This is a genomic window from Polyangium jinanense, assembly GCF_028435365.1.
The window spans coordinates 40,789-53,912 of the sequence record NZ_JAGTJJ010000057.1; the positions used below are offsets into that span (position 1 = coordinate 40,789).

Annotated in this window: 11 protein-coding genes; 8 read left to right on the plus strand and 3 right to left on the minus strand. The window is 69.4% G+C overall.

What is annotated here, in order from left to right; all coding sequences use genetic code 11:
* Nucleotides 1-162: 162 nt before the first annotated feature.
* Both KEG57_RS45165 and KEG57_RS45170 read right to left on the minus strand, forming a co-directional pair.
* Nucleotides 163-1,752, minus strand: a complete 1,590-nt coding sequence (locus KEG57_RS45165; protein WP_272459682.1) for an SDR family NAD(P)-dependent oxidoreductase — start codon at nucleotides 1,750-1,752, stop codon at nucleotides 163-165.
* Nucleotides 1,752-2,390: a hypothetical protein gene (locus KEG57_RS45170; RefSeq protein ID WP_272459683.1), complete on the minus strand. Its 639-nt coding sequence runs from the start codon at nucleotides 2,388-2,390 to the stop codon at nucleotides 1,752-1,754. The genes KEG57_RS45165 and KEG57_RS45170 overlap by 1 nt, the downstream gene beginning before the upstream one ends.
* Before the next feature lie 199 nt (nucleotides 2,391-2,589).
* Between KEG57_RS45170 and KEG57_RS45175 the strand changes: the two genes are divergently transcribed.
* The 3 genes from KEG57_RS45175 to ybaK all read left to right on the plus strand — a co-directional run bounded on the left by KEG57_RS45175 (nucleotide 2,590) and on the right by ybaK (nucleotide 4,445).
* The gene (locus tag KEG57_RS45175; protein WP_272427282.1) at nucleotides 2,590-2,949 is read left to right on the plus strand and encodes a DnaJ family domain-containing protein; all 360 of its coding nucleotides are present in this window, start codon (nucleotides 2,590-2,592) and stop codon (nucleotides 2,947-2,949) included.
* 69 nt (nucleotides 2,950-3,018) lie between these two features.
* Nucleotides 3,019-3,975: a PLP-dependent cysteine synthase family protein gene (locus KEG57_RS45180; protein ID WP_272427284.1), complete on the plus strand. Its 957-nt coding sequence runs from the start codon at nucleotides 3,019-3,021 to the stop codon at nucleotides 3,973-3,975.
* Nucleotides 3,972-4,445, plus strand: coding sequence for a Cys-tRNA(Pro) deacylase (gene ybaK, locus KEG57_RS45185; protein ID WP_272427286.1), 474 nt, complete (start codon nucleotides 3,972-3,974; stop codon nucleotides 4,443-4,445). Before KEG57_RS45180 ends, ybaK begins: the two co-directional genes overlap by 4 nt.
* A 378-nt stretch (nucleotides 4,446-4,823) precedes the next feature.
* On the opposite strand, the gene KEG57_RS45190 is transcribed toward ybaK, so the two are convergent.
* Nucleotides 4,824-6,386: a serine/threonine-protein kinase gene (locus tag KEG57_RS45190; protein WP_272427287.1), complete on the minus strand. Its 1,563-nt coding sequence runs from the start codon at nucleotides 6,384-6,386 to the stop codon at nucleotides 4,824-4,826.
* 112 nt (nucleotides 6,387-6,498) lie between these two features.
* Here KEG57_RS45190 and KEG57_RS45195 point away from each other — a divergent pair, with 112 nt between their 5' ends.
* From KEG57_RS45195 to KEG57_RS45215, 5 genes are all read left to right on the plus strand, one after another.
* Nucleotides 6,499-7,299 (plus strand): crotonase/enoyl-CoA hydratase family protein, encoded by an 801-nt coding sequence (locus tag KEG57_RS45195; protein ID WP_272427288.1) that lies wholly within the window; start codon nucleotides 6,499-6,501, stop codon nucleotides 7,297-7,299.
* A gap of 138 nt (nucleotides 7,300-7,437) precedes the next feature.
* Nucleotides 7,438-8,865: a PAS domain-containing protein gene (locus tag KEG57_RS45200; RefSeq protein WP_272459684.1), complete on the plus strand. Its 1,428-nt coding sequence runs from the start codon at nucleotides 7,438-7,440 to the stop codon at nucleotides 8,863-8,865.
* Between the two features lie 95 nt (nucleotides 8,866-8,960).
* Nucleotides 8,961-9,824: a Crp/Fnr family transcriptional regulator gene (locus tag KEG57_RS45205; protein ID WP_272427291.1), complete on the plus strand. Its 864-nt coding sequence runs from the start codon at nucleotides 8,961-8,963 to the stop codon at nucleotides 9,822-9,824.
* Between the two features lie 38 nt (nucleotides 9,825-9,862).
* Nucleotides 9,863-10,702, plus strand: a complete 840-nt coding sequence (locus KEG57_RS45210) for a 2-oxo acid dehydrogenase subunit E2 (protein WP_272427293.1) — start codon at nucleotides 9,863-9,865, stop codon at nucleotides 10,700-10,702.
* 31 nt (nucleotides 10,703-10,733) lie between these two features.
* Nucleotides 10,734-13,124 (plus strand): alpha-amylase family glycosyl hydrolase, encoded by a 2,391-nt coding sequence (locus tag KEG57_RS45215; protein WP_272427295.1) that lies wholly within the window; start codon nucleotides 10,734-10,736, stop codon nucleotides 13,122-13,124.

Below are 13,124 nucleotides of genomic sequence, written 5' to 3' on the forward strand. Positions count from 1 at the left end.
TTCCGTCGACAGCCCCTCGAACGCCCATCCCTCTAGCATGGGATGTGCCTTCCGCTCTAGCCCACAGCCATGGCCCCCGCGTCGAGCGCGCTCGGGCGGGCGAAGAGCTTCACGTGGGAAGGATATGCGTGAAGGACGCCGCGGATCAACGATCCCTGGTGCTCACCACGGCGTCGGCTTGTAATCTTTGAAAAACTGCCCGTAGGCGTGGATGCCTGTGGCGAACCCCTCGAAGATCGGATCCACGATACGGGCCGCGCCGTCGACGATGTCGAGCGGCGGGTGGAAGCCGTGAATGGATTGCTTGCGGACCGCGATCTCCGCGGGATCCTCGTCCGTCACCCAGCCCGTATCCACGCTGTTGATGTGGATGCCGTCCTTCACGTAATCCTGTGCCGAGGTGCGCGTGAGCATGTTGAGCGCCGCCTTGGCCATGTTCGTGTGCGGGTGTTTGTCGGTCTTGTGCTCGCGGTAGAATTGCCCCTCCATCGCCGAGACGTTGACGATGTGCTTGTCGCGCGTGGGATGCCGCGTCATGAGGCCCTTGAGCTTGCTGCTCAGCACGAACGGGGCGATGGCGTTGACGAGGTGCACCTCGAGGAGCTCGATCGTGGGCACCTCGGCGAGCGCGAGGCGCCAGCTGTTCTTGTCGCGGAGGTCTTTCTGCTGGAGGTCCGCGTCGAGCGCGCCGCGGGGGAAGAGATCCACGCGGCCGCGCAAGGCGTGATCCTCGGCCGTGAGCGGGATCTGCGAGAGCGCGACAGGATCCTCGAACAAGGCAAGCGAGCCCGTACGCGGGGCGAGGGCGGCGTCGTTTGCCCGGGCAAATGCTCGTTGCGCGGCGCGCTCGGCCTCGTGGCTCGCGACGAGGCGGGCCGCCTCGGGGGGCAATCGATCGGGCGATTGCAGCTCGATGTCGAGGAGGTGCTCGTAGAAGCCCGGCGGCCTGCGCACGGTCTGGCAGGCGTTGTGGATGATGAAATCGAGGCGCGGGAGGTGGCCTTCGAGGAATCGCGCGAACCGCTCGACGCTCGGGGTGAGGCGCAGATCGAGGCCGTGAATTTCGAGCCGATCGGCCCAGGCCTCGTAATCGCTCTCGCGGGCATAGCGGAGGGCGGCGTCGTGGGGGAAACGCGTGGTCACGACGACACGCGCGCCGGCGCGGAGGAGGAGGATCGCGGCCTGGTATCCGATTTTGACGCGCGCGCCGGTCACGAGCGCGACGCGGCCCCGGAGGTCGGCCGTCTGCGTGCGTTTCTGGTAATTGAGCTCGGCGCAGGGCGGGCAGAGCTGATCGTAGAAGAAGTGGACCCTGCGGAACTCGGCTTTGCAGACGTAACACTTGCGCGCGCCCGTGAGCTCGGCGGGCGGCGGGGTCTCCGTGGGACCGGGCAAAACACCGAAGCTCGGCGGCGGGGTCTGGAAGACGGGGGCGCGGCGGGCGGCACGAATGCCGGTCGCGTCGAGCAGCGCCGCGTCCTCGGCCTTCACGGCGAGGCGATCCTTTCTGCGAAGCGCCTTCGCGAGGCGGCGTTGCTCGGCGCGATCGGGCCGCGAGACCCGCCCTGCCGCTTCGAGCAGCCGCACGCGCGCCTCGCGTGGCACGTGCGCGAGGACGGCCCGGTCACGGACCACGGCTTCGAGCACGTCGAGGGCGACGCGGAAATCGTTCTCGGAAAAAGGAGCCTGCTCGGGGGCTTTGGGCTCGTGGTCTTCCTGTTCGTCCTGTTCGTCCGCGAAATCGTCGTTCATCAATGGAATGCGAGCCCGAAGAGCTGGCCGTCGAGGGGGATGGGCGCCTTGATGGCGCAGATGAGCCCGAGATCCAGGCCGTACGGGGTCCCCTCGGAGAAGGCGCTGACGGGGACGCCGATCCGGAGGGCCGCGGAGAAGAAGCCAATGGAGACGAAAGGCGAGGCGTGGAGGCCGATGGTGGTGGCGCGATTGCCGTAGCCTTCCTCGAGGTACGCGCCGATCTCGGCGCCGAACATCATGAAGTTGATCTGCGGGCCAAACGCCCATCGGCCATGCGTGAACCCGACGGACTGGGCCTGCGCGAAGGCGCCGAGGCCGAAGCCGAACGCTTCGACAGGATATCGCACGTACGAGAGCTCGAAGCCGAGGGCGCCGGAGATCGTGTCGTCGGTGTGGCCCGTGATGCCGAAGAGTGGCCCGAGGCCGACGAAATTCTTCGCCTGGCGCAGGTTGCCGCGGCTCGGGGACGAGGGCTCGGGCGTAAGCGCAAACGCAGGGGGCTCGGCCGAGGCCACCGCCGTCGCCGTGAGGCCTGCGGCGAAGGCCACAAACGAGCAAACGAGCCGGACGAGGCCCGGTGGCCCGAATCGCCTGCCCGACAATGGACGAGGAGCGTCCCCAGCGCGGTAGCGCATCGCGGCGGAGCATACATGGATCGGAGACGCTGACCAGCCGCTTTGGAGGGGACCGCTTGGGTTCGTCCGGCAGGCGCGTCCGGAACGGCCGCGGGGAATGTTCACGTCCACCCAATGTACCGTAACGTCGTGCCTTGACCGGCCTGCGGGCGCACCCCACGACGAGTATCGACGGGCAACCCGAGCAAGGAGACGAGGCGTGCGTTCCAGGGATTTTCATGTGCTCGTGGAGGCGCGGATCCGGGAAGCGGAGGCGCGAGGGGCGTTCGAGGACCTGCCGGGCAAGGGCAAGGCGATGCCCGCGGACGACCTCGCCGGCCTGCCCGAGGAAGACCGCATGGCCGCGCGGATCCAGCGCATCGCGGGGAGCGCGCCGGAGGAGGTGGAGCTCTTGCGGGACATCGCAGCGCTGCGCGAGCGGCTCGCGGCCTGCAAGGACGAGAAGGAGCGGGCGAAGCTTACGGAAGCGCTCGGGGCGAAGACGACGCGGCTTTCGATCCTGTTCGAGGCGTCGGGGCGGAACGTGCTCGTGCACAGCAAGTTGACGGAGCCGCGGTGAAGGGCGGCGCCGCGGCCAACTTCCGGTTCGGAAAGGACAACTGCGGCGACCTCGGCTAGCCTCCCCCCCATGCTCCGACGCTCGATGAAATGTTGGCTCGCGCGACTCGCGGCGGGCACGCCCACGGTCCCGCTCCGGGACGAAGAGACGGGGTGTACCCTCTGGATCAAGCTCGAGTACATGCTCCCGAGCGGATCCACGAAGGACCGCATCGCCAGCTTCATCCTCGGCCACGCCGTCGAGCGGGGCGTGCTCGGCAGCGACAGCGTCGTCGTCGAGGCGTCGAGCGGCTCGACCTCGATCGCCTTCGCCATGGCCTGCGCCATGATCGGCGTGCGATTCCGCGCCGTCATGCCCGAAGGCGTGAGCGGCGAGCGCTTGCTCATCATCCGTCGTTATGGCGGCGAGGTCGTGCTCACGCCGAAGCACCTCGGCGTGCCCGGCTCGATCGACGAGACGCGGCGCATGGCCGAAGCGGACCCGCGGGTCTTCTGGCCGCGACAATTCGAGAATCCCCAGAATGCCCTCGCCCACCAGCGGACCACCGGGCCCGAGCTCATCGCCCAGGTCGGCACCACGATCCACGGGTTCGTCGCGGGGGTCGGGACCGGCGGGACGCTCATGGGGATCGCGCGGGCCCTCGTCGAGGCAGGGCAAAAGGCGGTGATCGGAAGGCCCCGGCCCGAGCGAGGCGTGTGTTTCGAGGGGCAACCCGAGATCTGTGGCGGGATTCCGGGCGTCGTGGATGGGCTCTCGCACATCCTCGACGAGGACGCCGTGGGGGGCGTGGTCTCGCTGCCCGTACCGGACGCGGAGGCCATTCGCGCGGCGCGGGATCTCGTGTCGCAAGGGTTCCCGGTGGGCCCGTCGAGCGGGCTCAATCTGGCCGGCGCGCGGATGCTGGCGCGCAAGCTCGGGCCGGGGCACGACATCGCAACCGTGCTCTGCGACCGGATGGAGCGGTATTTCTCGACCGATATGTTCCAGGACCTGTCGGGGGACGAGGCCGCAAAAAGCACACGATGAAGACGAATGCGGTGAGGCTGCTCGATACGCACGGCATTTCCTACGAGCTCCGGGCGTACGAGGTCGATCCCGAGGATCTGCGGGCCGGGACAGTGGCCGACAAGATCGGCTTGCCCGTGGAGCAGGTCTGGAAAACGCTGGTATGTCGGGGGGATCGGACGGGCGTCTTGATGGCCGTGCTCGCGGGCAACGAGGAGCTCGATCTGAAGGCACTCGCGCGGGCCACGGGCGATCGGAAGGTGGATACGGTGCCGCTGAAGGAGGTGCAGCCGCTCACGGGGTACGTGCGCGGCGGCGTGACCGCGATCGGCGGCAAAAAAGAGTTTTTCGTGGTCGTCGACGAGACGATCGAGCTTCACGACGTGGTGTCCGTCTCGGCAGGCGTGCGGGGGTTGCAGATCCTGCTCGCGCCGGCCGATTACGTGCGGGTGGTGAACGGGAAGCTCGCGCCGATCGCCCGCAGCGCTTAGGGACGCCGCGCCGGGGCGCTGCCCCGGACCCCGCGGGGGCTGTTCGCCCCTCGACCCGAACCAGGGCAAGCCCTGGACTCGTGTTGGAAGAACTGCGCGATGCGCAGTTCTTCCACAGGCCGGTGGCAAGACCAGGGACAGCGTTGCCAGTAGAAATGGCAGCGCGGCTGTCTTGGTCGGCAGGGGTCGTTCCTCGGCCTGTTCGATGAACTGCGCACCGCGCAGTTCATCGACCCCGGGTCCAGCGCTTGCGCTGGTCCAGGTCCAGGGGCGGATAGCCCCGGTGGGGCCTGGGGCAACGCCCCAGCGAAGCGCCCCCCAGATGAGACAGGACAACGACCTCCGCGTCCAGGACAACGACCTCCGCGTCCAGGACACCTACCGGGTCAAATGTCGCAGCAGGCGCGCGAGTGCGAGGAGCGCGCCGGCGCCGATGAGGATGGCGGCGACGTAGGACAACCGAAGTGGCCCGAACCCGACGCGCTCTCCTCCGAGCCAAAGCCATCCGGCGATCTGGTCGAGCACGCGGATGAGCACACCCGCGCTGGCCAGCGCGACCGGGCCGCCGAGCATGCTGCGGACGTCGGGCGCGGGCTCGTGGGGCACACTCGGGAGCGGCCCGCGCGGGGCCGACGACACGCGTGACCTCGGGACCGAGGAGACCCGCGGGCTCGGCTGCGACACCGGCGCATCGACGCGTACGGCTGGCATCGACGTGCTCGATCGGCGCGGAGGCGCGTTCGGGCCGCTCGCACCCCAGTCCACGTCGATCGCGGCGGCGTCCCGGGCGCTTCCGGACAGCACCGCGGGCGGGTCGGACAACCGTGAGATGCGGCCTGCGCCTTCGTCGGCGAGCACCGTGGAGGCGACGTCGAGGCTCGCGGGCGGCACGGAGACGGCGCGCATCGAGCCCGATGCGCGACGCGTCTCCTGCCCCTCGAGGAGCGGCGCGCGCAGGGTCCCGGATCGATGCACCGTCGGCGCGGAGAGGCGCGTCCCTGTGCCGAGGGCTTGCTCCACCTCGTCCCAGAATGCGCCGGCGCTCCCGGGGCGCTCGCGTGGGTCCACGGCGAGCGCGCGCCGGAAGACGGCTTCGAGCGCGTCGGGCACCACGACGCCCTCGTTCCGCGGCGTGGGCCTGCGCTTCTCGTCGAGCACGGTCCCCATGATCGCCACGGCGTCGCCGTCGATCACCACGCGGCCGGCCATGGTCTCGAGGAACGCGAGCGCGAGGCCCCAGACGTCGGTCCACGGGCCGGTCGTGCCGAACCGCTTCGGCGCCCACTGCTCTGGCGCGCCGTACCGCGGCGTGAAGGCGAGCGGCGTGGCTTCGTCCGCCCGCGTCATTTCCCCGGCCATCACGGAGGCTGCATCGCGGGCGCGGGCGATGCCGAAGTCGAGGATCTTCACGTACTCGGTGCCGTGGACCTCGGCGAGGAAGATGTTCGCGGGCTTGATGTCGCGGTGGATGACGCAGATCGGCCCCTGCGGCGCGGGAAAGTTGTGGGCGATGTCGAGGGCGCGGGCGACGGGCGTGAGCAGCCGCGCGGCTTCGACGTAGCTGAGCGGCGGCAGGCCGTCCGTGGCGCGCTGCTCGATGAGCGACCAGAGCGTGCGTCCTTCGAGCCACTCGAGCGCGATGAACGGCACGATGAGACCGCTGTCGAGCGTGATGACGTCGTAATGCAGCGGCCTCACGACCTCCGGGATCGTGGCCGAGAGCCGGAAGAGCATCTCGGCTTCCTCGCGAAATCGTTCGAGGAAACCGGCGCGCAGGTCCTCCGGGATCGTGGGGATCTTCAGGCACTTCAGCGCGACGGGGGCGCGGAACGCTCCGTGGAGCGCGCGGTAGACGACGCCGAACCCCCCTTCGGCCACCGCCTCTTCGATGGTGAAGGGGCCCTGCGTCGTGCCGGCGATCCCGAAGACGTCCTGGGCCATCGCACCCGAGCATACGACGTCCGGGGTAGCGCGGTGAAGTGGGGAGGCGCGAGGCCGGGGTCTCGGCCGGCTTCCGGCCGACGCCCGAGCGGTCTCTGCTAGCCTCGCCCGCATGAGTGAGTTCGTCTCTCTTGAGATTTCCGAAGCGATCGCGACCGTCACACTTCTCCGGCCCACGATGCCGCCCGCGCTCTTCGTCGAGCTCGAGGTGCTGTTCGAGCGTCTCGCGACCGAGAAGGGCCTGCGCGCTGTCGTCGTGCAGTCGACGGCGAAGGCGTTCTCCTTCGGGCTCGATCTGCGCGCGGCGATGGCCGATCTCGGCCCGCACCTCGCGGGCGCAGGCGCCGCCGAGCGGATGGAGCTGCTCGGGCTCATCCGGCGCTACCAGCGCGGCTTTGACGCCGTCGCGGCCTGCCCTGTGCCCGTGATCGCGGCCATCCAGGGGCCTTGCATCGGCGGCGGGCTCGACCTCGCGGCGGCGTGTGACATCCGCCTCTCGACGCGCGACGCGTACTTCTCCGTGCGCGAGACCAAGATCGCGATCGTGGCGGATCTCGGGAGCTTGCAGCGGCTGCCGCGCCTGCTCGGCCAGGGGCTCGTGCGGGAGCTCGCGTTCACGGGCAAGGATCTCTCGGCCGAGCGTGCGCTCTCGATCGGCCTCGTGAACGAGCTCTTCGACGACGCGGCGGCACTCCAGGCGGGGGCGCGCAAGCTCGCGCTGGAGATCGCGGCGAATCCGCCGCTCACGGTGCGCGGCGTCAAGGCGGTGCTCGATCACGGCGAGGGCAAGTCGGTCGCCGACGGGCTCGCCTACGTCGCGGCGTGGAACGCGGCGTTCCTCGCGTCCGAGGATCTCGGCGAAGCCATGGCGTCGTTCATGGAGAAGCGACCGCCGCGGTTCGCAGGGAAGTAAGTAGGCGGGAAAACACGACGAATTCGTTGCGAGCGGACGAGCTGGAGGTGCACCATGGCCTGTGATGGGGGCCATGAACATCGCACCGAATCCGGGGTGCGGCGTCGTGCTTCCCCTGGAGGTGGACGCTTGATGCGCATGGACTTGCCCGCTGCGGACACGCTGCTTCGTGGCTGCCCGACGCCCCTCGCGCGGCTCTCGCTCTCCGGCGAGATGCTCGCGACGAACGCCGCGTGGGACGCACGCGTGGGCAGCGGTTCGCTCGACGCTCGCGTGCACGAACAGGAGCGCGCCGCGCTCGCGGAGGCGCGACGCGAAGCCTTCGTTTCAGAGGCGACGCGCTCGCTCGACGTGCGCCTCGCGCGGGAGGGCGAGCGCGCGAGGCTCTCGTTCTGGCGCGCCGATGAGCAGACGCTCTGGGCCTCGGCGGAGGTGAGCCGCGACGAGCACGAGGAGCGCAAGGCACGCCTCCTCCTCGACTGCTTTCGCAAGATGGACGCGATCGTCTGGTCGTGCGATGCGGAGGGCAACATCCTCTTGTCGGATGGCAAGGGGCTCGCGCACCTCGGCCTCGTCCCCGGGCAATCCGTGGGGAAGAACGTGTTCCGGCTCTTCCCGCCGGACGCGGCGGTGCACACGATCGTCAAGCGCACGCTCGCCGGCGAGACCTTCTTCCACGAGGACGTGACCGAGAAGGCGCACTGGCTCGCCGTCTACACGCCGCTCGTCGACGCGCGCGGCGCCGTGAAGGGGCTCCAGTCGCTCTCGATAAACCTCGCCGAGGATGTGCAGCTCGCCAAGCGCTCGAAGGTCCTCGCGGAGTGCGTCGCGCGGCTGCCCATCACTCTGTTCGCGCTCGACAAGGATGGGACGTGCACGCTCTTCGCGGGGGCGCTCGGCAAACGGCTGGGGCGCTCGGCCTCGGATCTCGTTGGGAAAAACCTGCTCGAGGTCTACGGCGACCGCGAGGACATCGTCTCCGACATGCGACGCGCGCTCGCGGGCGAGGAGCACGTCGTCGTGCGCCCGATGCGCGACACCCAGGTCCGCATCCGGTACGTGCCGGTGCGAGATCCGTTCGGCAAGGTGATCGGCGTGTGCGCGGCAGCCGAGGACGCGACCGAGCAGATGCTGTTCGAGGCGAAGATCCAGGAGCAGCTCGACCTCATCGCGTCGCAGAAGCAGGCGATCGCCGAGCTCGGCACGCCGATCATCGAGGTCTGGCAGGACGTCCTCGCGGTGCCCGTCGTGGGCACGCTCGACACGGCGCGGGCCGAACAGATGCTCGGGGCGCTTCTGGAAGCCGTCGTCGAGAGACAGGCGCGCTTCGCGTTGCTCGATCTCACGGGCGTGGAGAAGGTGGATACGGACACGGCGCAGCACCTCGTCCGCGTGATCGACGCCGTGCGTCTCCTCGGCTGTGAGGGGATGATCACCGGCATCCGGCCCTCGGTCGCGGAGACGCTGGTCGGGCTCGACGTGAACCTCACGCAGACGCGCACGCTCCGCAGCCTCAAGGACGCGCTGCGCTCGTGTGCCGGGCTCGGCGCGCGCCCGAAGCGCTGACCCTCTCGCGCAGCGCGCGCATTCATGCCAGGATCCGCCCCCCGCGCCGCGGAAAACCCTTTCAACGCTTGGGTCCGCGGCGACAAGGACCTGCCATGACGATTCGACCCGCCGATCTCCACGCGATTCCCCTCTTCGAGGGCATCACCGAGGCCCACCTCGCCGAGCTCATCGAGGGCCTCGAGCGCGTCACGCTCGCGCCTGGCGACGTGCTCTTCGAGGCCGGCACCGAGCCGAAACACCTGTGGCTGCTCGCCTCGGGCGAGATCGCCCTCGAGCAGGCCGGCGAGGTCCGCTTCCGTCTCGCGCCCATCGCGCCCATCGGCGAGCTCGGGGCGCTGACCGGGCTCTACCGCAACACCCGCGCGGTCGCGACCGAGGCGTCCGAGCTTTACCGCATCGGTGTCGTCGCGCTCATGCGGTTCTTCGAGAGCCACGGCGACGTCGCGTTCCCGTTCTATCACAACCTCCTCAAGATCGTGGCGCAGAAGGTCCACCGCGATGCGATGCGGCAGGGCGAGATGCGGGCGAACATCATCCGCACGCAGAAGGCCATGAAGGAGCTGCGCGACCGCGTGCTCGAGGCCGAGGAGACGCCGATCAGCCGCGCGGTCTGCGAGACGCTCGACACGCTCATCGAGCACAACCGCCGCGTTCACTACATGGTCACGCCGGCCTACGCGCTCTCGACCTCGGTCCGCCTCGACACGGGCGTGCTCATCCCCGTGAGCGCGATGTCGGACCGGTACCTCGAGCTCGTCTCCTTGCCGGACGCGAAGGCGGGCGACGAGGTGAGCTTCGTGCTGGTGATCCCGAACGGCGAGATCCCGGTGAGCGGCAAGGTGCGGCAGGCGGGCGAGGGCTCGGTGCTCATCGAGCTCGACCTGCTCATCGAGGAGTACGCGAAGAAGCTCAGCGAGCATTTGACGCGTGTGCAGATGCTCGATTTCGTGGTGTAATCGTTCCGGTAGCGAACCCAATCCCCCGGGGGAAAGACATGAACTCGACGAGGCGCAAGCTCGCCATTGCCACATGGTCCTCGCCGCGCGAGGGCAACATCTACGGCAAGCTGGTCATGGATGCGGGCGAGGCGCTCGCCTACATCGAGCACCTGCGAAAGACCACCGGGGAGAAGGTCACGGTCGGCCACATCGTCGGCAAGGCCGCGGCGATGGCCCTGAAGAGCGCGCCGGGGCTCAACGGCCGCATCGTCCTCGGCAAGTACGTTCCCCACGAGACCGTGGACGTCACGTTCCTCGTCGCGCTGGAGGACGGGCGCGACCTCGCGAAGACGAAGATCCCACGCGCCGACGAGAAATCGGTCGCCGACATCGCGAAGGCGCTCGCCGAAGGCGCGGGCAAGCTCCGCGGCGGAAAGGACGCCGATTTCGAGAAGAGCAAGGGCATCGTGCGGGCCCTGCCCTCGTGGCTGCTCAAGCCCGTCCTCTGGACGACGGGGTTTTTGACGGGCTCGCTCGGGCTCGCGGCGTTCGGGCTGGAACCCTTCCCGTTCGGCTCGTGCGTCATCACGAACGTCGGCGCGTTCGGCGTCGACGAGGGGTATGCCCCGCCGACCCCGTTCGCGCGCGTGCCGGTGCTCATCCTCGTGGGCGCGGTGCGCGAGCAGCCTGCGGTCGTCGCGGGCAAGGTCGTCCCGCGGCCGCTCGTGACGATCACCGCGACCGTGGATCACCGCTTCATCGACGGCGCGCAGCTCGGCCAGCTCGCGAAGGTGCTCCGGAAGGGTTTTGAAGAGCCCTGGACGCTCGACGGCGTCACGAAGGCGCCGTGGGCCACGAACGATGCGCCCGAGGCGCACGCGACGAACGGCGGGTGACGCCAAGGCGGCCGGGCTCTACTCTGGGCCCATGTCGCGCAGCAGTCCCCTCCTTCTCGCTTTCCTGACCCTTCCTTTCGCGTTCGTCGCGTGCGGCGACGGCAACGAGCTCGGCTCCGGCGGCTCCGCGGGCACCCTTGGCATCGGCAGCACGGGCCCCGGTAGCAGCGGCCCGGGCGGCGCGGGGCCCGGCCCTGGCAGCGGCGGCGCGGGCCCCGGCAGCGGCGGTGCGGGCGGCAGCGGTGGCGTGGGCGGCAGCGGCGCGGGCGGCAGCGGCGGCGGCAGCAACGCGCTTTGCCCGACGACCTTCACGTTCATCCCGCCCTCCGGCGCGAGCTCGCCGCGTGTCCCCGGCGAATGGCAAGGCTTCGACCTCGCAACCGCGCCCGTGATGACCGGCCCCGACGCGAGCGGCGCCTACAAGGCCACGGTCATGCTCCCGCCGGGGCTTCATGGTTACAAGCTCGCCTACCAGGACGCGGGCGGCGGCACGCAATGGATCCTCGACCCGGCGCAGGGCCGCCGCAAATACCTCGGCGGCATCGAGAACAGCGCCGTCAAGGTGCGCGATTGCAACCTCCCCACGCTGCCCGTGAAATCCACGAAAGCGACGCGCATGTCACCGGGCCAGGGCGTGTTCACGGCCGCGCTCGATTATGTCGACGGCGCGGACGCGAGCGGGGCCGACGCCGCGGGCTTCGAGGCCACGCTGCTCGAAGACGGCACGAAAAAGCCCCTCGCCGCGCCGCTGGTCACGGTCTCGCCCGAAGGAAACGTGCAGGTCTCGCTCGCGGGCCTCGCCGACGGCAAATACCGCGTTACGCTCCGGCCGCGCACCAAGAGCGGGCGTGTCGGCGAGCCCGTTCACCTGCCCTTCTGGATCGAGGCCGAGCCCTTCTCCTGGAACGACGCGGTCGTCTACATGGTCCTCACCGATCGTTATCGCGACGGCGACCCCTCGAACAATGCCTCGCCGACGCCCGGCGCGGACGTGCGCGGCGACTGGAAGGGCGGCGATCTCGTGGGCCTCACGCAATCGATCGAGGAGGGTGAGCTCGACAAGCTCGGCATTCGCGCCATCTGGCTCACGCCGTTCCAGACGAACCCCGAGGCCTCGTACCTCGCGGCCGACGGCGTGCACAAGGTCACGGGGTATCACGGCTACTGGCCGGTGAAGGCGCGCGAGGTCGATCCGCGCCTCGGCGGCCCGGACGCGCTGCGGGCGCTCGTGAAGGCTGCGCACGCGCACGGGATCCGCATCCTGCAGGATTACGTGGTCAACCACGTGCACATCGAGCACGAATACTTCAAGTCGCACCCCGAGTGGTTCCGCACGGGCTGCGTCTGCGGCACGGCGAACTGCGACTGGACGGCGAAGGCGCTCGAATGCCTCTTCGCCGATTACATGCCCGACATCAACCACTCGGTCCCCGAGGCGAACGCGCAGTTCGTCGACGACGCCGTGTGGTGGCTCGACGAGTTCGATCTCGACGGCCTGCGGGTCGACGCGGTCAAGCACGTCGAGGAGCTCGCCACGCGAAACCTCTCCGTCGAGGTGCGCGAGACCTTCGAGAAGGCGGGGACCCATTACTTCCTGATGGGCGAGACCGCGATGGGGTGGAACGACTGCGGCGACCCCTGCAACGACGAGAATTACGGCACGATCGCCCGGTACATCGGCCCCTTTGGCCTCGACGGCCAGTTCGATTTCGTGCTCTACCACGGCGTCTCGTACCGGACGTTCGCGTATGGCGACAAGGGCATGCTCCACGCCGATTACTGGACCCGGCACGGTCTCGAAAAATGGCCGAAAAGCGCGGTCATGACGCCCTACATCGGCAGCCACGACACCCCGCGCTTCGTCTCGCTCGCCGATTACGCGGACGGCGACCGCGGGATCCCCGGCAACCAGTGGGACAACACGGCCGTCGCGCCCTCCGACGCCGTGCCTTACGAGCGGATGCGCGTGGCGATGGCGTGGCTGCTCGCGCTGCCGGGCGCGCCGCTCATGTATTACGGTGACGAGTATGGCCAGTGGGGCGGGGCGGATCCGAACAACCGGCTCATGTGGCGGCCCGAGAACGGGCTTTCGGCCGAGGAGAAGGCGACGCTCTCGTTCGTGCGCAAGCTCGGCACGGCGCGGCAAGCCATTCCGGCGCTCCGGCGGGGGGAGTATGTCTCGCTCGGCGCGACCGAGGACACGCTCGTCATCGGGCGAAAGCTCCCGGGCGCGACCGGCGCGATCGTCGCGCTCACGCGGGCGGACGCGCCGGCGCAGATGACGGTGGACGCCGCCACGCTCGGATTCGCGTCCGGGACCGTTTTGAAGGACGCGATGGGCGGCCCCAATGTGACGGTCCCGCAAGGCGGCATGATGACGCTCACCGTGCCCGCGAAATCGGCGATCGTCCTCTCCCCCTGA

What these genes read in the sequence shown, in the direction of transcription:
- KEG57_RS45165 (WP_272459682.1), bottom strand. Translation starts at nt 1,752, where the DNA reads ATGAACGACGATTTCGCGGACGAACAGGACGAACAGGAAGACCACGAG.
- KEG57_RS45170 (WP_272459683.1), bottom strand. Translation starts at nt 2,390, where the DNA reads ATGCGCTACCGCGCTGGGGACGCTCCTCGTCCATTGTCGGGCAGGCGA.
- KEG57_RS45180 (WP_272427284.1), top strand. Translation starts at nt 3,019, where the DNA reads ATGCTCCGACGCTCGATGAAATGTTGGCTCGCGCGACTCGCGGCGGGC.
- ybaK (WP_272427286.1), top strand. Translation starts at nt 3,972, where the DNA reads ATGAAGACGAATGCGGTGAGGCTGCTCGATACGCACGGCATTTCCTAC.
- KEG57_RS45190 (WP_272427287.1), bottom strand. Translation starts at nt 6,386, where the DNA reads ATGGCCCAGGACGTCTTCGGGATCGCCGGCACGACGCAGGGCCCCTTC.
- KEG57_RS45195 (WP_272427288.1), top strand. Translation starts at nt 6,499, where the DNA reads ATGAGTGAGTTCGTCTCTCTTGAGATTTCCGAAGCGATCGCGACCGTC.
- KEG57_RS45200 (WP_272459684.1), top strand. Translation starts at nt 7,438, where the DNA reads ATGGACTTGCCCGCTGCGGACACGCTGCTTCGTGGCTGCCCGACGCCC.
- KEG57_RS45205 (WP_272427291.1), top strand. Translation starts at nt 8,961, where the DNA reads ATGACGATTCGACCCGCCGATCTCCACGCGATTCCCCTCTTCGAGGGC.
- KEG57_RS45210 (WP_272427293.1), top strand. Translation starts at nt 9,863, where the DNA reads ATGAACTCGACGAGGCGCAAGCTCGCCATTGCCACATGGTCCTCGCCG.
- KEG57_RS45215 (WP_272427295.1), top strand. Translation starts at nt 10,734, where the DNA reads ATGTCGCGCAGCAGTCCCCTCCTTCTCGCTTTCCTGACCCTTCCTTTC.